At 63.3% G+C, this 21,287-nt stretch carries 24 protein-coding genes; 22 read left to right on the top strand and 2 right to left on the bottom strand.

What is annotated here, in order from left to right:
• Positions 1–134: 134 nt before the first annotated feature.
• From tkt to thiE, 5 genes are read left to right on the top strand one after another with little or no spacing between them, the layout of a single operon-like run.
• Positions 135–2,108 carry a transketolase gene (tkt, locus tag AX725_RS16080; RefSeq protein WP_060979703.1) on the top strand — a complete coding sequence of 658 codons (1,974 nt, stop codon included), beginning with the start codon at positions 135–137 and terminating at the stop codon, positions 2,106–2,108.
• Positions 2,109–2,155: 47 nt separating this feature from the next.
• Complete coding sequence (gene gap, locus AX725_RS16075; RefSeq protein ID WP_066113895.1) at positions 2,156–3,163, top strand: type I glyceraldehyde-3-phosphate dehydrogenase; 1,008 nt, start codon at positions 2,156–2,158, stop codon at positions 3,161–3,163.
• A 35-nt stretch (positions 3,164–3,198) separates the two neighbouring features.
• Complete coding sequence (locus tag AX725_RS16070; RefSeq protein ID WP_060979701.1) at positions 3,199–4,389, top strand: phosphoglycerate kinase; 1,191 nt, start codon at positions 3,199–3,201, stop codon at positions 4,387–4,389.
• A 52-nt stretch (positions 4,390–4,441) separates the two neighbouring features.
• On the top strand, positions 4,442–5,341 hold the full coding sequence (locus AX725_RS16065) for a fructose bisphosphate aldolase (RefSeq protein ID WP_099046553.1): 900 nt from the start codon (positions 4,442–4,444) through the stop codon (positions 5,339–5,341).
• Positions 5,342–5,345: 4 nt separating this feature from the next.
• On the top strand, positions 5,346–5,993 hold the full coding sequence (gene thiE / locus AX725_RS16060) for a thiamine phosphate synthase (protein ID WP_082730800.1): 648 nt from the start codon (positions 5,346–5,348) through the stop codon (positions 5,991–5,993).
• Here the strand turns inward: thiE and AX725_RS16055 are convergent.
• Positions 5,934–6,146 carry a hypothetical protein gene (locus AX725_RS16055; protein WP_060979699.1) on the bottom strand — a complete coding sequence of 71 codons (213 nt, stop codon included), beginning with the start codon at positions 6,144–6,146 and terminating at the stop codon, positions 5,934–5,936. The two genes, thiE and AX725_RS16055, sit on opposite strands and share 60 nt — an antisense overlap.
• 251 nt (positions 6,147–6,397) lie before the next feature.
• On the opposite strand from AX725_RS16055, the gene efp reads away from it, so the two are divergent.
• Positions 6,398–6,961 carry an elongation factor P gene (gene efp / locus AX725_RS16050; protein WP_060979698.1) on the top strand — a complete coding sequence of 188 codons (564 nt, stop codon included), beginning with the start codon at positions 6,398–6,400 and terminating at the stop codon, positions 6,959–6,961.
• A gap of 14 nt (positions 6,962–6,975) precedes the next feature.
• On the top strand, positions 6,976–7,794 hold the full coding sequence (locus tag AX725_RS16045; protein ID WP_060979697.1) for an inositol monophosphatase family protein: 819 nt from the start codon (positions 6,976–6,978) through the stop codon (positions 7,792–7,794).
• Positions 7,795–7,815: 21 nt separating this feature from the next.
• Here AX725_RS16045 and AX725_RS16040 read toward each other — a convergent pair whose 3' ends face one another.
• Positions 7,816–8,292: a YbjN domain-containing protein gene (locus AX725_RS16040; protein WP_060979696.1), complete on the bottom strand. Its 477-nt coding sequence runs from the start codon at positions 8,290–8,292 to the stop codon at positions 7,816–7,818.
• A gap of 219 nt (positions 8,293–8,511) precedes the next feature.
• Here AX725_RS16040 and ndhC point away from each other — a divergent pair, with 219 nt between their 5' ends.
• The 15 genes from ndhC to nuoL all read left to right on the top strand — a co-directional run bounded on the left by ndhC (position 8,512) and on the right by nuoL (position 21,287).
• A complete protein-coding gene (gene ndhC / locus AX725_RS16035) occupies positions 8,512–8,877 on the top strand; it encodes an NADH-quinone oxidoreductase subunit A (protein WP_060979695.1) in 366 nt (121 codons plus the stop codon).
• The gene (locus AX725_RS16030; RefSeq protein WP_230962368.1) at positions 8,847–9,440 is read left to right on the top strand and encodes a NuoB/complex I 20 kDa subunit family protein; all 594 of its coding nucleotides are present in this window, start codon (positions 8,847–8,849) and stop codon (positions 9,438–9,440) included. The genes ndhC and AX725_RS16030 overlap by 31 nt, the downstream gene beginning before the upstream one ends.
• 47 nt (positions 9,441–9,487) lie before the next feature.
• The gene (locus AX725_RS16025; protein WP_060979693.1) at positions 9,488–10,222 is read left to right on the top strand and encodes an NADH-quinone oxidoreductase subunit C; all 735 of its coding nucleotides are present in this window, start codon (positions 9,488–9,490) and stop codon (positions 10,220–10,222) included.
• Positions 10,222–11,457 carry an NADH-quinone oxidoreductase subunit D gene (locus AX725_RS16020; RefSeq protein WP_060979692.1) on the top strand — a complete coding sequence of 412 codons (1,236 nt, stop codon included), beginning with the start codon at positions 10,222–10,224 and terminating at the stop codon, positions 11,455–11,457. The genes AX725_RS16025 and AX725_RS16020 overlap by 1 nt, the downstream gene beginning before the upstream one ends.
• A 26-nt stretch (positions 11,458–11,483) precedes the next feature.
• On the top strand, positions 11,484–11,789 hold the full coding sequence (locus tag AX725_RS16015; protein WP_060979734.1) for a nuclear transport factor 2 family protein: 306 nt from the start codon (positions 11,484–11,486) through the stop codon (positions 11,787–11,789).
• Positions 11,789–12,460 carry an NADH-quinone oxidoreductase subunit NuoE gene (nuoE, locus tag AX725_RS16010; protein WP_060979691.1) on the top strand — a complete coding sequence of 224 codons (672 nt, stop codon included), beginning with the start codon at positions 11,789–11,791 and terminating at the stop codon, positions 12,458–12,460. Before AX725_RS16015 ends, nuoE begins: the two co-directional genes overlap by 1 nt.
• A complete protein-coding gene (locus tag AX725_RS21325) occupies positions 12,457–12,627 on the top strand; it encodes a hypothetical protein (RefSeq protein WP_167348228.1) in 171 nt (56 codons plus the stop codon). The genes nuoE and AX725_RS21325 overlap by 4 nt, the downstream gene beginning before the upstream one ends.
• Positions 12,624–13,925, top strand: coding sequence for an NADH-quinone oxidoreductase subunit NuoF (nuoF, locus tag AX725_RS16005; RefSeq protein WP_060979690.1), 1,302 nt, complete (start codon positions 12,624–12,626; stop codon positions 13,923–13,925). The genes AX725_RS21325 and nuoF overlap by 4 nt, the downstream gene beginning before the upstream one ends.
• On the top strand, positions 13,922–14,557 hold the full coding sequence (locus AX725_RS16000; protein WP_060979689.1) for a hypothetical protein: 636 nt from the start codon (positions 13,922–13,924) through the stop codon (positions 14,555–14,557). The genes nuoF and AX725_RS16000 overlap by 4 nt, the downstream gene beginning before the upstream one ends.
• A 109-nt stretch (positions 14,558–14,666) precedes the next feature.
• Positions 14,667–16,685, top strand: a complete 2,019-nt coding sequence (gene nuoG, locus AX725_RS15995) for an NADH-quinone oxidoreductase subunit NuoG (protein ID WP_060979688.1) — start codon at positions 14,667–14,669, stop codon at positions 16,683–16,685.
• Positions 16,682–17,725, top strand: coding sequence for an NADH-quinone oxidoreductase subunit NuoH (gene nuoH, locus AX725_RS15990; protein WP_060979687.1), 1,044 nt, complete (start codon positions 16,682–16,684; stop codon positions 17,723–17,725). The genes nuoG and nuoH overlap by 4 nt, the downstream gene beginning before the upstream one ends.
• Before the next feature lie 5 nt (positions 17,726–17,730).
• The gene (gene nuoI, locus AX725_RS15985; protein WP_066275282.1) at positions 17,731–18,210 is read left to right on the top strand and encodes an NADH-quinone oxidoreductase subunit NuoI; all 480 of its coding nucleotides are present in this window, start codon (positions 17,731–17,733) and stop codon (positions 18,208–18,210) included.
• A 107-nt stretch (positions 18,211–18,317) separates the two neighbouring features.
• Positions 18,318–18,932 carry an NADH-quinone oxidoreductase subunit J gene (locus AX725_RS15980; protein WP_060979686.1) on the top strand — a complete coding sequence of 205 codons (615 nt, stop codon included), beginning with the start codon at positions 18,318–18,320 and terminating at the stop codon, positions 18,930–18,932.
• Positions 18,933–18,978: 46 nt separating this feature from the next.
• Positions 18,979–19,284: an NADH-quinone oxidoreductase subunit NuoK gene (nuoK, locus tag AX725_RS15975; protein WP_017671024.1), complete on the top strand. Its 306-nt coding sequence runs from the start codon at positions 18,979–18,981 to the stop codon at positions 19,282–19,284.
• 5 nt (positions 19,285–19,289) lie between these two features.
• Positions 19,290–21,287 carry an NADH-quinone oxidoreductase subunit L gene (gene nuoL / locus AX725_RS15970; protein WP_060979685.1) on the top strand — a complete coding sequence of 666 codons (1,998 nt, stop codon included), beginning with the start codon at positions 19,290–19,292 and terminating at the stop codon, positions 21,285–21,287.

Raw genomic sequence — 21,287 nt, 5'->3', positions numbered from 1 at the left:
TTGACGCGGTGCACCACGGACACCAAAGGGTGACGCCAAAGCCGACTCGGCCTGCGCATTTGCATATGCAAAATCCTGTTTCGGCGCAGGCATCTAGGCTCTGATCGAGGATCAGCAGGGAGTTTCAAGGGGCGATGTCCGTTCAGTTTCAAGATCTCGCCAACGCCATTCGTGCCTTGTCGATGGATGCGGTTCAGGCTGCGAATAGCGGCCATCCCGGCATGCCCATGGGCATGGCCGATGTCGCCACGGTGCTGTTTGGCGAGTATCTGAAGTTCGATGCCAGCGCGCCCGACTGGGCCGATCGCGATCGTTTCGTGCTCTCCGCCGGACACGGATCGATGCTGATCTATTCGCTGCTGCACCTGACGGGCTATGCGCGCCCGACGATCGAGGACATTCGCAACTTCCGCCAGCTGCACAGCCCGTGCGCCGGTCACCCGGAGAATTTCGAACTGCCGGGTGTCGAGTGCACCACCGGCCCGCTGGGCCAGGGCCTGGCGATGGCGGTCGGCATGGCCATGGCCGAGCGGCACCTGAACGCCGAATTTGGCGACGAACTGGTCGACCACCGCACCTGGGTAATCGCCGGCGACGGCTGCCTGATGGAAGGCATCAACCACGAGGCGGTGGGTCTTGCCGGGCATCTCACGCTCGGCCAGCTCAACGTGCTGTGGGACGACAACCGCATCACCATCGACGGCGCGACCGATCTGTCGACCAGCGAGGACATCCGCGCGCGTCATAGTGCGGCAGGCTGGCATGTCGTCGATTGCGACGGCCATGATCCCGAATCGATCCGCGCCGCGCTCGACGCTGCAGTAGCCGATCCGCGCCCGTCGCTGATCGCCTGCGCGACCGTCATCGGCAAGGGCGCGCCCAACAAGCAGGGCACCTCGGCGACGCACGGTTCGCCGCTCGGCGCTGCCGAAGTCGACGCCGCGCGCGCCGCTCTGGGTTGGCAGCATGCACCGTTCGTGGTGCCCGACGACATCCGGGCAGCCTGGGCCGATTTCGGCCAGCGCGGCGCTGCCGAACATGCCGCCTGGGCGGATCGTCTCGCTGCATCGGACAAGGCCGCCGAATTCAAGCGCCGCATGGCAGGCGAACTGCCCGCCGGGTTCAGCCTGTCGCAGCACGTCGCCTCGCTGCTCGCCGAGCCGCAGAAGGTCGCGACCCGCAAGGCTTCCGAACTTGCGCTCGAGGCGATCAATCCACGCCTGCCCGAAACCGTGGGCGGCTCGGCCGACCTTACCGGATCGAACAACACCAAGACCGCAGGTCTCGGCGTGTTCAATTCGGCCAATTATGGCGGCCGCTACGTCAATTACGGCATCCGCGAATTCGGCATGGCCGCGGCGATGAACGGCCTGGCGCTGCACGGCGGGGTGATTCCCTATGGCGGCACCTTCCTGGTGTTTGCCGATTATTGCCGCGCCGCGATCCGGCTGTCCGCGCTGCAGCGTCAGCGGGTCATCTATGTGATGACGCATGACAGCATCGGCCTCGGCGAAGACGGCCCGACCCACCAGCCGGTCGAACATGTCATGAGCCTGCGCATGATGCCCAATCTGCTGACCTTCCGCCCCGGCGACGCGGTGGAAACGGCGGAGTGCTGGGAACTCGCCCTGCAGGCCCAGTCCACCCCGACCGTGCTCGCGCTGACCCGCCAGAACCTGCCGCAGTTCCGCCGCGTCGAGGCCGAGGGCAACCAGTGTGCGCGCGGTGCCTATCGCATCAAGACCGCCGGCAACAAGCGCCAGGTGGTGCTGATCGGCACGGGTTCGGAAGTATCGCTGGCGCTTGCCGTCGCCGACCAGCTCGAAGCTGCTGGCATCGGCGCGGATGTCGTCTCGATGCCGTGCTGGTCGCTGTTCGATGCGCAGCCGGCAAGCTATCGCGCCGATCTGCTTCCCGCCGATGTTCTCAAGGTCTCGATGGAAGCCGGCGTGAGCTTTGGCTGGGAACGCTATGTCGGCCGTGATGGCCTCGCCTTCGGGATCGACAGCTTCGGTGCGTCGGCCCCGGCAGAGGCGCTGTTCGACCATTTCGGCCTCACGCCTGACAAGATCACGCCCGCCGTGCGCGCAGCCCTTGGCCAGGGTTGAGCTGGGGCTGACCCCAAACACAACGAATTGAAAGCAGGAGAATTCCCATGGCAGTCAAGGTTGCAATCAACGGTTTTGGCCGCATCGGCCGTCTGGTCGCGCGCGCGATCCTCGAGCGCACCGACCATGATCTCGAGCTGGTCGCGATCAACGATCTGGGCGATGCCAAGGCCAATGCCCTGCTGTTCAAGCGTGACAGCGTGCACGGCGCGTTCCCCGGCACGGTGAGCGCCGAGGGCGACAGCATGATCGTCAACGGCAAGGCGATCAAGGTGACCGCCGAGCGCGACCCCGCCAAGCTGCCGCATGGCGAGATGGGCGTCGACATTGCGCTCGAATGCACCGGCTTCTTCGCGGACAAGGCCAAGGCCAGCGCGCACCTGACCGCAGGTGCGAAGCGCGTGCTGATCTCGGCACCCGCCACCGGTGCGGACAAGACCATCGTCTATGGCGTCAACCATGACGTGCTGACCGCCGACGATTTGGTCGTCTCGAACGCCAGCTGCACCACCAACTGCCTCGCGCCGATGGCCAAGGTGCTCAACGATCTGGTCGGCATCGAACGCGGCCTGATGACCACGGTGCACAGCTATACCAACGACCAGAAGATCCTCGACCAGATCCATGGCGACATGCGCCGTGCGCGCGCTGCTGCGATGTCGATGATCCCGACCACCACGGGTGCTGCCCGCGCCGTCGGCCTGGTGCTGCCTGAGCTCAAGGGCAAGCTCGACGGATCGGCGATTCGCGTGCCGACCCCCAATGTCAGCCTGGTCGACCTGACCTTCACCCCGGGCCGCGACACCACGGTCGAGGAAATCAACGGCGCGCTCAAGGCCGCCGCAGAAGGCTCGCTCAAGGGCGTTCTCGCCTATACCGACGAGCCGCTCGTCTCGATCGATTTCAACCACGATCCAGCCAGCTCGACCATCGACAGTCTGGAAACCGCAGTGATCGACGGCAAGCTTGTCCGCGTGATCAGCTGGTATGACAATGAATGGGGCTTCTCCAACCGCATGGTCGATACCGCTGGCATCATCGCCGGGCTGATCTGATCGCGGCAGACAAGACAAGGAGAGGACGCCAGCGCATGTTCAAGACCCTCGATGACCTGATAGCCGACCGCCACGGACTGGCGGGCAAGCCCGTCCTGGTTCGCGAAGACTTGAACGTGCCGATCCACGAAGGCCGGGTGTCCGATGATACCCGGCTGCGTGCTGCAATGCCGACCCTCGCCGAACTCGCCGATCATGGCGCCAAGGTGCTGGTGCTCGCGCATTTCGGGCGCCCCAAGGGCAAGGTCGATCCCGCGTTCACGCTGCGCCCCATCGCGCATGCGCTGTCCGAAGTGATGGGCCGCCCGGTCGGCTTTCTCGAATCGCCCGATCGTCACGCGATCGACGTGCTCGATCCGGGCAGCATCACCGTGCTCGAGAACAGCCGCTTCTTCCCCGGCGAGGAGAAGAACGATCCCGTGCTGGCCAAGCAGATCGCCTCGCTCGGCGATTTCTATGTCAATGACGCCTTTTCCGCCGCGCACCGCGCGCATGTTACCACCGAAGGGCTGGCGCATGTGCTGCCCGCCTTTGCCGGTCGGCAGATGGAAGCAGAACTGAAGGCGCTCGAGGCGGCGCTCGGCAAGCCCGAGCATCCGGTCGCGGCGGTGGTCGGTGGCTCCAAGGTTTCGACCAAGCTCGACGTGCTGACCAACCTGGTCGGCAAGGTCGATCATCTGATCATCGGCGGCGGTATGGCGAACACCTTCCTCGCCGCGCGCGGGGTCGATGTCGGCAAGTCGCTGTGCGAGCATGATCTGGCCGACACCGCCAATGCCATTCTCGATGCCGCCGATGCCGCCGGCTGCACCGTGCATCTGCCCTATGACGTGGTCGTGGCCAAGGAATTCGGCGCGAACGTGCCGTGCCGCACCGCCAATGTGCACGAGGTCGAAGCCGACGAGATGATCCTCGATGTCGGCGCGGCCGCAGTCGAGGCGCTGTCCGATGTGCTCAAGACCTGCCGCACCCTCGTGTGGAACGGCCCGCTCGGCGCGTTCGAATATCCGCCCTTTGACACGGCCACCGTGGCCCTGGCGCGCACCGCAGCCGCGCTCACCCGCGAAGGCACGCTCGTGTCGGTGGCAGGCGGCGGCGATACCGTGGCGGCGCTCAATCACGCCGGCGCAGCGGATGATTTCTCTTTCGTTTCAACCGCTGGTGGCGCTTTCCTCGAATGGATGGAAGGCAAGGAGCTGCCCGGCGTCAAGGCGCTCGAAAGCTGAGCGCCGATCCGCAACAATCAACCAATAAGCCTAAAATCAGGGAAGAGTGACAATGACCGACACCGCCGTTTTCAACGAGATGCTGGCCAAGATCGAATCGGGCCAGGGTTTCATCGCCGCGCTCGACCAGAGCGGCGGTTCGACGCCCAAGGCGCTCAAGGGCTATGGCATCGAAGACGGCGCGTGGGCCAATGACGAGGAAATGTTCGCGCTGATCCACGGCATGCGCAGCCGCATCGTCACCTCGCCCTGCTTCAATGGCGACAAAGTGATCGGCGCGATCCTGTTCGAGCGCACCATGGACGGTGAAGCCGGCGGCAAGCCCGTCCCTGCGCTGCTCTGGGAGCGCGGCGTGGTTCCGTTCCTCAAGGTGGACAAGGGCCTGGAAGACGAGGCGGACGGCGTGCAGCTGATGAAGCCGATTGGCGGTCTGGGTAACCTGCTCGAACGCGCCAAGGGCCTCGGCATTTTCGGCACCAAGATGCGCTCAGTGATCAACTCGGCATCGGAAAGCGGCATCGCGGCGATCGTGAAGCAGCAGTTCGAGGTCGCCGGCGAAATCCTCGACCACGGCTTGATCCCGATCATCGAGCCCGAAGTGAACATCAAGAGCGAGACGCGCGGCCAGTGCGACGCGATCCTCAATGCTGAACTGAAAAAGGCGCTAGATGCACTGCCCGAAGGTCGCCGCGTGATGCTCAAGCTCTCGCTGCCCGAGCAGCCCGGCCTGTTCGCCGATCTGGTGGCGCACCCGGCGGTGGTCCGCGTCGTCGCGCTGTCGGGCGGGTTCAGCCGCGCCGAAGCCTGTGTCGAGCTGGCCAAGAACCCCGGCGTGATCGCCAGCTTCTCGCGTGCGCTGCTGAACGATCTCAAGCACCAGATGAGCGACGAGGAGTTCGATGCCTCGCTCAGCGGTGCGATCGACGAGATCCACGCCGCATCGGTGGCCTGATCTCATGAACGACCCTGGCTGCCAGCTCTATCTGATTTCCCCGCTCGATGTGGGCGGGGATTTCCCGGATCGGCTGCGCGCAGCGCTGGAGGCGGGGCCGGTGGCGGCGTTCCAGTTCCGGGTCAAGGATATCGACCAGCACGCCGCCGCGCGGCTCGCCGCGCCGCTCCAGGCAATCTGCGCCGAGCATGACTGCGCGTTCATCGTCAATGACAGCATCGCGCTTGCCAAAAGGCTGGGCGCGGATGGCGTGCATCTGGGGCAGGGCGATGGCGATCCGCGCGAGGCGCGCGATGTGCTGGGCCGTGACGCGCAGATCGGCGCTACCTGCCATAACAGCCGCCATCTGGCGCTCGAAGCGGGTGAGGCGGGCGCAGACTATGTCGCTTTTGGGGCCTTCTATCCCAGCGAGACCAAGCAGGCGAAATATCAGGCCGAGCCCGAAATCCTCCATTGGTGGTCGTCGATGATGGAGCTGCCCTGCGTTGCGATCGGCGGGATCACGGTTGCCAATGCGGCCCCTCTGGTCGAGGCGGGGGCGGACTTTCTGGCGGTGTCAGGCGGCGTGTGGAATCATGCAGGAGGCCCGGCATCAGCCGTGCGAGAGTTCCTTGCGATCATGGCTGAACACCGGCGCACAGACGCGGCCTGAGCTTTCGAGCCGAGTCAGATAGCTGACGAAATCGGCCTCGAATTCCTCGACATCTGGGGTCCCTTCACCGCGCCCCGAATGCGCCGAGGCGATCTCGTTGCGGGTGCGGCCGAAAATGCCGGCGGCGGGAGTCTTGATGCTGAACAAGGGCATGATCGTTTGGTCCAATCCCCGGCGGCTTCATAGCAGCTTTGGGGCTTTCATTGCTATACTATCTGCGATGCGCGTTAGATAGGAAGAAACCGTCATCTTGACGTCATATCGACGGGGGAGCGGCTCCGCACGACCGATGCGATCTGTCCGCACCGATCGTACGCAAACGCGAGCCAAAGCGCTTGCCATGCCCGCATCATGCGCCTAGAGGGCCTGTCCATTCCCTGAAATCCAATGGAAACGAGCCTCGCATGAAGATCAGCGGTGTCGATATTCGCCCCGGTAACATTCTGGAACATGAAGGTGGCATCTGGAAGGTTGCCAAGATTCAGCACACCCAGCCCGGCAAGGGCGGTGCTTTCATGCAGGTCGAGATGAAGAATCTCGAGGACGGCCGCAAGACCAACATCCGTTATCGCAGTGCCGATACCGTCGAGAAGGTCCGGCTCGATACCAAGGACTTCCAGTTCCTGTTCGCCGATGGCGACGACTATGTCTTCATGGACCAGGAAACCTACGACCAGATCACCATTGCAGCCAAGTTGCTGGGTGACGAAGCTGCCTTCCTGCAGGACGGCATGCAGGTCACGCTCGAGCTCTATGACGAACGCCCGATCTCGGTGCAGCTGCCCGATACGATCGAAGCGACGATCGTCGAGGCCGATGCCGTGGTGAAGGGGCAGACGGCCTCGTCGAGCTACAAGCCTGCGATCCTCGACAATGGCGTGCGCGTGATGGTGCCGCCGCACATCAGCAGCGGCACGCGCATCGTCGTCGATGTCTATGCCAAGGAATATGTCCGCAAGGCGGACTGATCGGACCTGTATTCATGCCTGCCATTTCAGCCATCATCCGTGTCATGGAAAGCGCCGCGCGCAAGGCGGGCGGCCGCCTGCGGCGTGACTTTGGCGAGGTGGAGCATCTCCAGGTCTCGAAAAAGGGCCCGGCGGATTTCGTGTCCAAGGCCGACCAGCATGCCGAGCGCGTGCTCTATGACGAGCTGAGCAAGGCGCGTCCGGGTTGGGGTTTCCTGCTCGAAGAGGGCGGCGACATCCCCGCCGAGCCGGGCAAGCCGCGCTTCATCATCGATCCGCTCGACGGCACCAGCAACTTCCTGCACGGCATTCCGCATTTCGCGATCTCGATCGCGGTGCAGGAACCGACGCTCGACGGCAAGGGCTGGGGCGAGATCAGCGCGGCACTGATATATCAGCCGGTGACCGACGAAAGCTATTGGGCGGAAAAGTCGCGCGGTGCGTGGCTGCACGATCGCCGCTTGCGCGTGTCGGGCCGCCGCAATCTGAGCGAGGCGCTGATCGCGACCGGCATTCCGTTCCTCGGCCATGGCGACATGGCGGAATGGACGCGCATCTTCGGCGCGATCGCACCCGAGGTTGCAGGCATCCGGCGCTTCGGCGCGGCCTCGCTCGATCTCGCCTGGCTCGCCGCCGGCAAGTTCGACGGCTTCTGGGAAAGCGGCCTCAAGCCGTGGGACGTGGCCGCCGGCATCCTGCTGGTGCGCGAAGCTGGCGGTTTCGTCACCGATTTCCGGGGCGGCAACCAGCCGATGGAGCGCCAGCAGGTGATCGCAGGCAATGATGCGCTGCACTCGCGCCTGCACAAGCTGCTGGTCGGCGCGCTGCGCTGACCGGCTGGCCGCGACGGACCGTTACTCCGTCACGAACCTGCGATATTGCTGCATCTGGTCGAGCCAGACGCTCAGATTCTCGTTGAACACCGCCTGGGGAATGCCGCCCTTGTCGGTGTCGACGTCCATCACCAGCACCGGATCATTCTCGTCGTCGCGATAGGCGCGGACGAAACGCTTTTTCGCGTTCCATTCGTTGAGCTTTTCGAGGCTGAAATCCTTGCGGTCGTTGAAGCCGAAATAGAATTGCAGCGTCGCGCAATTGGTGCGGGCGTCATCGCAGTTCATCAATGCGACCAGAAAGGGCATGTCGTCATAGGCGCTGCGGATATAGGGATTGCCCTCTCCCTGCTTCAGTTCGCTCGGGAGGCCGCGCGCCTTGAGCACTGCCTCGATGCTCTGCGGACTGCTGGCCATCACATTCTGCGCCTGAGCGGGCTGGACCATGACCGCCGTGATCGCAACGGCTGCAAGAACGCCTGAACGATACCCCTTCATTGTCCCGATTCCCTCCATTTTGCCGGTGCATGCTGCGGCGCAACGATGCACTAGACCGGCAACCCTGTTCCGATTGTGCCGAAACGCACAGAAATGCGCAACTTTTCGTCGCTTTCTGCCCTGTAACCTGTGCGTCAAAAAAGGGGGTGATCCGGCTTGCGATAGGCGGTCCGCTGGCCTAAAGACGCCGCAAGCAACACGCACGAATGGGACGCGCGCATGGCCGAATATCTGCCGATCCTGCTGTTCCTGGCGGTCGCTCTGCTCTTGTCGGTGGCGTTTGTCTTCCTGCCGATCGGAGTGTCGCGGCTCACAGGAGCGCACAAACCGACTGTCGCCAAGCTGAGCGAATATGAATGCGGCTTTCCCGCGTTCGAGGATTCGCGCAGCCAGTTCGACGTCCGCTTCTACCTCGTCGCCATTCTGTTCATCATCTTCGATCTCGAAGCCGCGTTCCTGTTCCCCTGGGCAGTCTCGCTTGAACAGATCGGCTGGGCCGGCTGGCTCACGATGATGGTGTTCCTCTTCGAACTGGTCATCGGCCTGATTTACGCATGGAAAGTGGGAGCACTCGATTGGGAGTAAATCCGCAAAATCCGGCGCTCGTCACCGGCACTTCCGGCGCGGTCGTTCCGCCTGCCGGTACGCTGCCTGACGCCGGTTTCTTCAACGACATCAACGCCGAGGTTTCGGACAAGGGTTTCCTCGTCACGTCGACCGAAGAGCTGTTCCAATGGGCGCGCACCGGTTCGCTCTGGTGGATGACCTTCGGTCTGGCCTGTTGCGCGGTGGAGATGATCCACGTCAACATGCCGCGCTACGACATGGAGCGCTTTGGCGTCGCGCCGCGCGCCTCGCCGCGCCAGTCCGACGTGATGATCGTCGCGGGGACCCTCTGCAACAAGATGGCCCCGGCGTTGCGCCGCGTCTATGATCAGATGTCCGAGCCGAAATACGTGATTTCGATGGGCAGCTGCGCCAATGGCGGCGGCTATTATCATTACAGCTATTCGGTGGTGCGCGGCTGCGACCGCATCGTTCCGGTGGACATCTATGTCCCCGGCTGCCCGCCGACCGCCGAGGCTCTGCTCTACGGTGTGATGCAGTTGCAGCGCAAGATCCGCCGGGTGGGCACGATCGAACGCTGATTTGAGTGAAGGGCCTGCTGTGGAGGCGGGCCGGTTAAGGGACGCACATGGGACATTCGGCGCCACGCTATGCCGTTCTCGATGGCCTGGGCGATGCTGTCGCCGCCACGCTGGGCAACCGGCTGCTGGCGACGCGCTTCACCCAGGGCGAATATTGCTTCACCGTCCGCCGCGAGGCGGTGGCGGAGGCGCTCGACCTGCTGCGTGACGTGCACGAGTATCAACAGCTCATGGAGATCGCGGGCGTCGATTACCCGGATCGCGCAGAGCGGTTCGAGGTTGTCTATTGCCTGCTCAGCCTGACGAAGAACCACCGCATACGTGTCGCGTGCACGACCGACGAGGACACCCCGGTGCCGACCGTCACCCATATCTGGGAGGTTGCCGGCTGGCTCGAGCGCGAGGTGTACGACATGTACGGCGTGATCTTTGCCGGAAACCAGGACCTGCGCCGCATCCTCACCGATTACGGTTTTCGTGGTCATCCCTTCCGCAAGGACTTCCCGCTCACCGGCTATAGCGAGATGCGCTATTCGGAAGAGCAGGGCCGGGTAGTCTACGAGCCGGTGAAGCTGGCGCAGGACTTCCGCAATTTCGATTTCACCTCGCCCTGGGAAGGTGCGGATTACGTGCTGCCGGGCGACGAGAAGTCGCTGGGTGGTCCGCCGCCTTCGGCCACCCCGAAGACTACCGACAAGCCGGCGGACACCGGTGCGGGCGCGGCTGCCAACAAGGAAGCCGCCAAGCCCAGCGAGAATGCACCCAAGGAGGATAAGGCGTGATGGCCGAGTCGCTTCAGGACATGACAGTCGATGGTCTGGTCGAACAGGATTCGACCACCGGCGATCTGGAAATCCAGAATTACACGATCAATTTCGGACCTCAGCACCCGGCGGCGCACGGGGTGCTGCGCATGGTGATGGAGCTCGATGGCGAGATTGTCGAGCGCATCGATCCGCATGTCGGTCTGCTCCACCGCGGCACCGAAAAGCTGATCGAGTACAAGACGTATCTGCAGGCGCTGCCTTATTTCGACCGGCTCGATTACTGCTCGCCGCTGGCGATGGAGTACAGCTATGTGCTCGCGATCGAGAAGCTGCTGAACCTCGAGGTTCCGCTGCGCGCCCAGTATCTGCGCGTGCTGTTCGCCGAACTGACCCGCATCTGCAATCACATGCTCAATCTCGGTGCGCATGTGATGGACGTGGGCGCGATGACGCCCAACCTGTGGCTGTTCGAAATCCGCGAGGACTGTCTCAACTTCTTCGAACGCGCGTCGGGCGCGCGCATGCACAGCGCCTGGTTCCGCCCCGGCGGCGTGCACCAGGATGTGCCGCTCAAGCTGCTCACCGATCTCGCCGACTGGCTCGACACCTTCCCCAAGCTTTTCGAGGATTCGATGAGCCTGGTGGTCGACAACCGCATCTTCAAACAGCGCAATGTCGACATCGCCGTGGTGTCGAAGGACGACGCGGTGCGCTGGGGCTTTTCGGGCCCGATGATCCGCGGCAGCGGCATTCCTTGGGACCTGCGCAAGTCGCAGCCCTATGACGTGTACGATCGCATGGAATTCGACGTGCCCGTCGGCACGCGCGGCGACTGCTATGACCGGTTCATGGTCCGCGTCGAGGAAGTGCGCCAGTCCGCGCAGATCATGCGCCAGTGCCTCAACGAGATGCCCGAAGGGCCGATCGCCTCGCTCGACCGCAAGGTCGTTCCGCCCAAGCGCGGCGAGATGAAGCAGTCGATGGAAGCGCTGATCCACCACTTCAAGCTCTATACCGAAGGCTTCCATGTGCCGGCGGGCGAGGTCTATGTCGCGACCGAAAGCCCCAAGGGCGAATTTGGCGTCTATCTGGTCAGCGACGGCACCAACAAGCCCTATCGCTGCAAGATCCGCCCGACCGCGTTTTCGCACCTGCAAGCCATGGAGTTCATGAGCAAGGGGCACATGCTGTCCGACGCGACCGCCATTCTGGGCGCGATCGACGTTGTGTTCGGGGAGTGCGACCGGTGATCGAACGGTTGGCCGTGGCAGAGGCGATGATTGCGCATTACAACGCGCAGGACGCTGATGCCTATGTCGCGCTGATGACCGAGGATGCCTGCGAGGCAGGCTATCGCGGTGCAGTGCTGCGCGAGGGACGCGAAGGCGTGCGGGCAGGGCTCAAGGCGATGTTCGCCGAGTTTCCGCAAAACCGCGCGGAAATCCTGTCCGGCCATCTGCTCGGCGAGACGGTGGTTCTGCACGAGAAGGTCTCGCGCTCGGCCGATGCCGAGCCGTTCGAGGTCATGTCGATCTACAGTTTTGAAGGCGACAAGGTGTCGCGCGTGGAGTTTGTCCGCTGATGGCTGACGCAGCCCATATCCCCGATGAAGCCGAAACCCGCGCCCGCTGGGGCGGTTTTGCATTCACCGACGAGAATCTCGCCAAGGCGAAGACGATCATCGCGCGCTATCCCGAAGGGCGCCAGCGCAGCGCGGTGATGCCGCTGCTCGATCTCGCCCAGCGACAGGTGGGTGCGGAGACGCAGACGCAAGGATGGCTGCCGGTCCCGGTGATCGAATATGTCGCCGCGATGCTCGATATGCCGTATATCCGGGCCTACGAGGTCGCGAGCTTCTATACGATGTACAATCTCGCGCCGGTGGGCCGCTATCATGTGCAGGTATGCGGCACCACGCCGTGCCTGTTGCGCGGTTCGGACGATGTGATGGCCGCCTGCGCCAACAAGGGGCTCGTCAAGGGCAAGACGACGCCCGACGGCCTGTTCACGCTGACCGAGGTAGAGTGCATGGGCAATTGCGCCAATGCGCCCATGGTGCAGATCAACGACGACAATTTCGAGGATCTGGATTACGATCGCACGATCGGCATCCTGGAAGCCTTGGCAGCCGGCGAGAGCCCCAAGCCGGGCACCCAGATTCCAGGCCGTCATACCAGCGAACCCGAAGGCGGGCCGACCACGCTCAAGCAGATGGTCGATGCCAATCATGACTATCGGGGTGAATGGGGATGACGACGCCGGTCAAGGCCGGGGTTCCGCTGCTCGGCATCATCTTTCTGGCGCTGGCGATCTTCAAGTTCGTCCAGGGCGACGGATGGGTGGTCTGGGCGATTTTGGCGTTTTTGTTCGGCGGTTTCGGCATTTTCAGCCGCAGCCGTTCTGGAGGTAATCAGTCGTGAGTCTCGCTGACAAGGATCGCATCTTCACCAATGTCTACGGGTTCCAGCCCTGGAACCTGAAGGCAGCCGAGGCGCGTGGCGACTGGGACAAGACCAAGGACCTGATTGCCTGGGGCCAGGACAGGATCATCGAGGAAGTGAAGGCATCGGGCCTGCGCGGACGCGGCGGTGCGGGCTTCCCCACCGGCATGAAGTGGAGCTTCATGCCCAAGGAATCGAAGGACGGCCGTCCGAGCTTCCTGGTCATCAACGCCGACGAATCCGAGCCCGGCAGCTGCAAGGACCGCGAGATCCTGCGTCACGACCCGCACAAGCTGATCGAGGGCGCGCTGATCGCCGGTTTCGCGATGCGCGCGCGCGCGGCCTATATCTATGTGCGCGGGGAATATATCCGCGAGGCCGAAGTGCTGCAGGCCGCGGTCGACGAGGCCTATGAGGCTGGGCTGATCGGCAAGAATGCCGCCAAGTCGGGTTATGATTTCGACGTGTTCGTCCATCGCGGTGCGGGCGCCTATATCTGCGGCGAAGAGACCGCGATGATAGAGAGCCTCGAGGGCAAGAAGGGCCAGCCCCGCCTGAAGCCGCCGTTCCCGGCAGGCGCAGGCCTCTATGGCTGCCCGACCACGGTCAACAATGTCGAATCGATCGCGGTCGTGCCGACGATCCTGCGCCGCAGCGCGGCCTGGTTCGCCAGTTTCGGTCGCGAGAACAACAAGGGGACCAAGCTGTTCCAGATCAGCGGGCATGTCGAAAAGCCCTGCGTGGTCGAGGAAGCGATGAGCATCCCGTTCCGCGAACTGATCGAAAAGCATTGCGGCGGCATTCGCGGCGGTTGGGATAATCTGCTGGCGGTGATCCCCGGCGGATCGTCGGTGCCGCTGGTGCCGGCAGCCCAGATCATTGACGCACCGATGGATTTCGACGGCCTCAAGGATGTCGGATCGGGTCTCGGCACTGCCGCGATCATCGTCATGGACAAGTCCACCGACATCGTCCAGGCGATCAGCCGGCTCAGCTATTTCTACAAGCATGAGAGCTGTGGCCAGTGCACGCCGTGCCGTGAAGGCACCGGCTGGATGTGGCGCGTCATGGAGCGCATGCGCACCGGCGATGCCGATCTCAGCGAAATCGATACGCTTTACGAAGTCACGAAACAGGTCGAAGGGCACACCATCTGCGCTCTGGGCGATGCCGCCGCCTGGCCCATCCAGGGCCTGATCCGGCATTTCCGCCCCGAGATGGAACGCCGCATCATCGAGAAGCAGGGCACTGGTTCAATGATGGAGGCTGCAGAATGAGGAAGTTTGCAAAGGCGACACTGGCCGTGCTGGCCATGGCATCGATGACGGCTCCGGCGCTGGCGACCGGCGCTGGCTGGTGGAACATGCCTGACGAGGCGGTCAAGACCGCGCTCAAGCGCACCGCGCTGGGCGGGGCGGATACGATGCGCGCCTTTGCCCTCTGTGCGGTCAAGCGGAACCCCAAATATGTCGAGGCGCTGCTGGCCACGACCCAGGGCAGCCTGGAAGAGCGGGCCGCTTCGCGCAGCCTGACCCAAGCCAATTTCGATTGCATGCCGTCGGGCGAGTTCACGCTGGGCGGTCTTTCGGTGCGCGGCAGCCTTGCCGAAGCGATGTTCTGGACGCGCTATGCCGACGCCAATGTCGACGCGCTGAAGGTGCGCAGCGACGAGAAGGGCGAGAAGGAGCGGTTTGCAGACTGCGCAGCCGATGGCAGCTTGGACGAGGTTCGTGCGCTGATCGCCACCGCGCCCAAGAGCAAGGATGAAAGCGAGGCGCTCAATGCGCTGATGCCGCGTCTGCGCGATTGCATCGCAAAGACCAGCTTCAGTTCGATGGACAATGCCTCGGCGCGCTCGCTCATGGCAGAGTCGCTGTATCGCGCGGCCAAGCGCGGTGCGGTGAGCTGATCGATGCTGCTGGGCGGTGCGATCCTGATCAAAACCCGCGGCGTGCGCAATCACGCCGCCTCTGCATTGTACGACCGGGCGCTGGCAGCGTCCGGTGGTGGAGACAAGAATGCCTAAGCTTACCGTCGACGGGATCGAGGTCGAAGTCCCCCAGGGGGCGACCGTGCTGCAGGCCTGCGAGGCCGCCGGCAAGGAAATCCCGCGCTTCTGCTATCATGAACGGCTGAGCATTGCCGGCAACTGCCGCATGTGCCTGGTCGAGGTGAAGCCCGGACCGCCCAAGCCGCAGGCCAGCTGCGCGCTGCCCGCGATGGACAATCAGGAAGTTCGCACCAACTCGGACATGGTGAAGAAGGCGCGCGAAGGCGTCATGGAATTCCTGCTGATCAACCATCCGCTCGATTGCCCGATCTGCGATCAGGGCGGCGAGTGCGACCTGCAGGACCAGTCGGTCGCCTATGGCCGCGGCGGATCGCGCTATGACGAGAACAAGCGCGCCGTCACCGAAAAGTACATGGGTCCCATCATCAAGACGGTGATGACCCGGTGCATCCACTGCACCCGCTGCGTGCGCTTTGCCGAGGAAGTGGCCGGCACCGAGCAGATCGGCGCGATCGGTCGCGGCGAGAACATGCAGATCACCAGCTATCTGGAAAAGGCGGTCTCGTCCGAGCTTTCGGGCAATGTCATCGACCTGTGCCCGGTCGGTGCGCTCACGTCTCGCCCTTACGCTTATGAGGCGCGTCCGTGGGAGCTCAAGAAGACGCTCGGCATCGACGTGATGGACGCGGTCGGCACCAATATCCGCTTCGACAGTCGGGGCAGGGAAGTGCTGCGCGTGCTGCCGCGCGTCAATGACGACGTCAACGAGGAATGGGCGCACGACAAGACCCGCTATGCGGTCGATGGCCTGATGCGTCGCCGTCTCGACCGACCCTATGTGCGCCGCGAAGGCAAGCTCGTCCCGGCAAGCTGGGCCGAGGCGTTCCAGGCAATCGCCGACGTGAACGCTGGCTCCAGCGTCGCCGCTGTTGCTGGCGACCTGCTCGACTGCGAAACCATGTTCGCCGCGCGCGAACTGCTGGCGACAATGGGCTCGACGCTGATTGAAGGCCGCCAGACCGGCCTGAAATATGATGTTTCGAATCTCGCTGCGGTCAATTTCAACTCGACGCTGAACGGCATCGAGACCGCCGACGCGATCCTGCTCGTCGGCACCAACCCGCGCTGGGAAGCGCCGCTGGTCAACACGCGCATCCGCAAGGCGATCAAGCACGGTGCCAAGGTTTTTGGTATCGGCGCCGAGATCGACCTGACCTACAAGGTCGAATGGCTGGGCAATGACATGGGTCTGCTGGCGAAGCTGCCCGATGCGGTCGCCGAGGCACTGAAGGGGGCGAAGCGCCCCGCGATCATCCTGGGCGGTGGCGCGCTTGGCGTCGAGGGCGCGCATGGCGCGGCGCTGGCGCTGGCAGAGAGTTTCAATCTGGTCCGCGACACCGAAGACGGTCCGTGGAACGGCTTCAACGTCCTGCACATGGCGGCTTCGCGCATGGGCGGACTGATGCTGGGCTGGGCGCAGCCTGGCGGCATCGCCGATCTGGTCGCGGCCAAGCCGAAGCTGCTGTTCGCGCTGGGCGCGGACGAGGTCGACTTCACCAAGTTCGACGGCAGCTTCAAGGTGTTCGTCGGCCATCATGGCGACAAGGGCGCGGCGGCAGCGGATGTCATCCTGCCCTCAGCGGCTTACCCTGAAAAGAACGGCACCTATGTCAACGTCGAGGGCCGGGTGCAAATGAGCGACAAGGCCGTGTTCGCGCCGGGCGATGCCCGCGAGGACTGGTCGATCCTGCGCGCGCTGTCCGAAGTGCTGGGTCACAAGCTGCCATTCGACAGCTTTGCCGAATGCCGCGCAGCGATGATCGCAGCGGTCCCGGCGCTCGGTGTCGAAGGGTTGGCAACCTACGAATGGTCCCCGCCCAAGCTCGCCGCCAGCCCCTCGGGCGAGGTCGGCTATCCGATCAAGGATTTCTATCTCACCAACGCCATCGCGCGCGCCTCTGCGACGATGCAGCGCTGCTCGGCCGAACTGCTGCACGGCGAAGACATGCTGGAGGCCGCAGAATGACCGAGTTTTTTCAGTCCGCATTGGGCACCGGCTGGGGCTGGTTCGTCGCCAATCTCATCCTGATCCTGCTCATCGCGCTTCCGGTGATGCTCTCGGTCGCGATCGTCATCTATTTCGATCGCAAGATCTGGGCGGCGATGGCGCTTCGGCGCGGGCCGAACGTTGTCGGCCCCTTCGGCATCCTGCAGAGCTTTGCCGATGCGGCCAAGGTGTTCCTGCAGGAAACGATCATTCCCTCGAGCGCCAACAAGGGCCTGTTCCTGCTCGCGCCGATCATCACCTTCACCGTGGCGCTCTTGAGCTGGGCGGTGATCCCGTTCGACCAGGACATGGTGCTGGCAGACATCAATGTCGGGCTGCTCTACATTCTCGCGGTGAGCTCGCTCGGCGTGTACGGCGTCGTGATCGCCGGCTGGGCGTCCAACTCCAAATATCCTTTCTTCTCGGCGCTGCGTGCGTCGGCGCAGATGATCTCTTACGAGGTCTCGATCGGCTTCATCATCGTGACCGTGGTGCTGTGGACTGGCAGCTTCAACCTCAACGCGATCGTCGAGGCGCAGCGCGGTCATGGCCTTGGCTTCATCAACTGGTACGGGTTCAACCTGCTGCTCTACCCGATGGCGGTGATGTTCCTGATCTCCTCGCTGGCCGAAACCGCGCGCGCGCCGTTCGACCTCACCGAAGCGGAGAGCGAGCTCGTCGCAGGCTATCAGACCGAATATTCGTCGATGGCGTTTGCGCTGTTCTGGCTGGGCGAATATGCCAACGTGCTGCTGATGTGCACGCTCAACGCGGTGCTGTTCTGGGGTGGCTGGCTGCCGCCGTTCGAATGGGAGCCGCTTTATGCCGTGCCCGGCATCGTGTGGCTGATCATCAAGATTTCCGCCTTTTTCTTCATCTTCAGCTGGGTCAAGGCCACCGTTCCCCGGTACCGCTATGACCAGCTGATGCGGCTGGGCTGGAAGGTGTTCCTGCCCATCTCGCTGCTGTGGATTTTCCTGGTGTCGGGTTACCTGATGCTGACGAAATACGGGGTCTGATTACCATGTTGCAGACGATCAAGGCGTTCACGCTCTATGAGTTCGTGAAGGCCCATGCGCTGACGCTGAAATATTTCTTCAAGCCCAAGGCGACGATCAACTATCCGTTCGAGAAGAACCCGCTGAGCCCGCGTTTCCGCGGCGAGCATGCGCTGCGTCGCTATCCCAACGGCGAAGAACGTTGCATCGCGTGCAAGCTCTGCGAAGCCGTGTGTCCGGCCCAGGCGATCACGATCGAGGCCGAGCCGCGCGAGGACGGATCGCGGCGCACCACGCGCTACGATATCGACATGACCAAGTGCATTTATTGCGGTTTCTGTCAGGAGGCATGCCCGGTCGACGCGATCGTCGAGGGACCGAATTTCGAATATGCGACGGAAACCCGCGAGGAGCTGATCTACGACAAGGGCAAGCTTCTTGAGAATGGCGACAAATGGGAACGAGCCATTGCCGCCAACCTTGAAGCCGATGCCCCTTATCGTTAAGGCGCACTCGAATTCGATTCACGCACGGTCCCGATGTCCGCTGGGAGAGGCGGGCAGGGGCCTGAGACAAGACCAGCTCGATTGGGCGCATCGGGGGCTGTAAAGCTTTGATCCAGATTTTTGCCTTTTATCTGTTCGCGTCGGTGGTGATCGCCAGCGGTGCGTTCACGATCCTCGCGCGCAACCCGGTGCACTCGGTGCTCTGGCTGATCCTTGCGTTCTTCAACGCCGCAGGCCTCATGGTCCTGATCGGCGCGGAATTTATCGCGATGCTGCTCGTCATCGTCTATGTCGGCGCGGTCGCGGTGCTGTTCCTGTTCGTCGTGATGATGCTCGACATCGACTTTGCCGAGCTGCGCGGCGGCTTCATGAAGAACCTGCCGCTGGGCCTCGCGCTCGCCGCGGTGTTCCTCGCCGAGCTGGTGTTCGGCATCGGCGCGTATCAGGCGGGCAATATTGCGCTCGGCGAGCATGCACTGAACCCGGCGCGCATGGGTGCGAGCAACATCCAGGCGGTGGGTGAATTGCTCTACACGCGCTACATATTCCTGTTCGAAAGCGCCGGCGTCGTGCTGCTGGTCGCCATGGTCGGTGCGATCGTGCTGACCCACCGCAAGCGCGCTGGCGTGCGTCCGCAGAATATCGGCTCGCAGGTCCGTCGTCGTCCCGAAGACGCGACGCGCAACACCCAGCCTGCTGTTGGCCAGGGGGTTCAGCTATGATCCTTCGACAAGCTCAGGATGAGCGGCAAAAAGGAGCTTCGCGGCCATGATCGGTATCGAGCATTATCTGGTGGTCAGCTCCATCCTGTTCGTGATGGGCGTGCTGGGCATCTTCCTGAACCGCAAGAACGTGATCATCATCCTGATGGCGATCGAGCTCATCCTGCTCGCGGTGAACATCAACCTCGTCGCGTTCAGCGTTTTCCTCGGCGACATGGTGGGTCAGGTGTTCGCTATGTTCGTGCTGACCGTCGCCGCCGGCGAAGCGGCCGTCGGCCTCGCGATCCTCGTCATCTATTTCCGTGGCCGCGGCACGATCGCGGTTGACGATATCAACCAGATGAAGGGTTGAGGCACATGAGCATTACCCTCATCGTCTTCCTGCCGCTTCTGGCAGCGATCATCGCGGGCCTGGGCAACCGCATCATCGGCAATGTCCCGGCCAAGCTGGTGACGACCGCCGCCCTGTTCGTAGCCTGCGGCCTCAGCTGGCCGATCTTCCTCGGCTTCCTTTCGGGCAGCAGCACCGAATATGTCGTGCCGGTCCTGTCCTGGCTGCGCTCGGGCGATCTGCAGTTCGACTGGGCGCTGCGCGTCGACACGCTGACCGCCGTAATGCTGGTCGTCGTGACCTCGGTTTCGGCGCTCGTTCACCTGTATAGCTGGGGCTATATGGACGAGGATCCCGATCAGCCGCGCTTCTTCGCGTATCTCTCGCTGTTTACCTTCGCCATGCTGATGCTGGTGACCGCCGACAACCTCGTCCAGATGTTCTTTGGATGGGAAGGTGTGGGCCTCGCCTCGTACCTGCTGATCGGCTTCTGGTTCCGCAAGCCGAGCGCCAATGCCGCCGCGATCAAGGCATTTGTCGTCAACCGCGTCGGTGATCTCGGCTTCATGATGGGCATTTTCGGCACCTTCCTGGTGTTCGGCACTGTCTCGATCCCCGCGATCCTGGAGGCCGCACCCGGCATGGCGGGTTCGACCATCGGCTTCCTGGGTGGCCGTTTCGATCTGATGACCGTTCTGTGCCTGCTGCTGTTCGTCGGCGCTATGGGCAAGTCTGCGCAGCTCGGCCTGCACACCTGGTTGCCCGACGCGATGGAAGGCCCGACCCCGGTGTCGGCGCTGATCCATGCCGCGACTATGGTGACCGCGGGCGTTTTCATGGTCTGCCGCCTGTCGCCGATGTTCGAAACCAGCCCGACCGCGCTGACCGTCGTCACCGTCGTCGGTGCCTGCACCGCTCTGTTCGCGGCGACCGTCGGTCTGGTGCAGACCGATATCAAGCGCGTCATCGCCTATTCGACCTGTTCGCAGCTGGGTTACATGTTCTTCGCGGCGGGCGTCGGCGCCTATGGTGCGGCGATGTTCCACCTGTTCACCCACGCCTTCTTCAAGGCGCTGCTGTTCCTCGGCGCTGGCTCGGTCATCCATGCGATGCATCACGAGCAGGACATGCGCTATTATGGCGGCCTTCGTAAGCACATCCCGCTGACCTTCTGGGCGATGATGGCGGGCACGCTCGCGATCACCGGCGTCGGTATCGTCGGCGTCGCAGGCTTTGCCGGCTTCTATTCGAAGGACGGCATCATCGAAGCTGCGTTCGCGAGCGGAACCCAGGTCGGCCAGTTTGCCTTCACCATTGGCGTGTTCGCAGCACTGCTGACCAGCTTCTACAGCTGGCGCCTGATCTTCCTCACGTTCTTCGGCACGCCGCGCTGGATCGAATCCGAGCATATCCAGCACAGCGTTCACAAGACCCCGGCCCAAGCGGGCGCGGACACTACGGGCGGCTATCATCCGCACGAAAGTCCGCTGCCGATGCTGATCCCGCTGGGCGTGCTCACCGTGGGCGCGGTGGCTGCCGGTTTCGTCTTCCACCATGCGTTCATCGATGCCGAGCATGGCGCGGCGTTCTGGAACGGCAGCCTGTTCTTCAACGCGCACCTGATGCACGAGATGCACGAGGTTCCGCTCTGGGTGAAGCTTGCCTCGACCGTGGCGATGCTGATTGGCCTGCTGACCGCGATTCTGATGTATCTGGTGAACGCCAGCCTTCCGGCCAGGCTCGCGACCGCGCTGTCGCCGCTCTACCGCTTCTTCCTCAACAAATGGTATTTCGACGAGCTGTACAATCACATCTTCGTCAAGCCGAGCTTTGCGCTGGGCCGCTTCTTCTGGAAGGTCGGCGACGAGGGCACGATCAACCGCTTCGGCCCCGATGGTGCCGCAGTGCTGGTCACGTCGGGCAGCCGCATCGCGATGAAGCTGCAATCGGGTTTTCTCTACAGTTATGCGCTGGTGATGCTGCTGGGCCTTGTGGCCGCGCTGACCTGGCTGATGGTGCGCTGA

It is taken from the genome of Blastomonas sp. CCH9-A1 (assembly GCF_001557175.1).
In the GTDB taxonomy this organism is placed as follows: Bacteria; Pseudomonadota; Alphaproteobacteria; order Sphingomonadales; family Sphingomonadaceae; genus Blastomonas; species Blastomonas delafieldii_A.
Note: the sequence above shows the minus strand (reverse complement) of the source record. Positions and strands in the feature narration are given on the sequence as shown.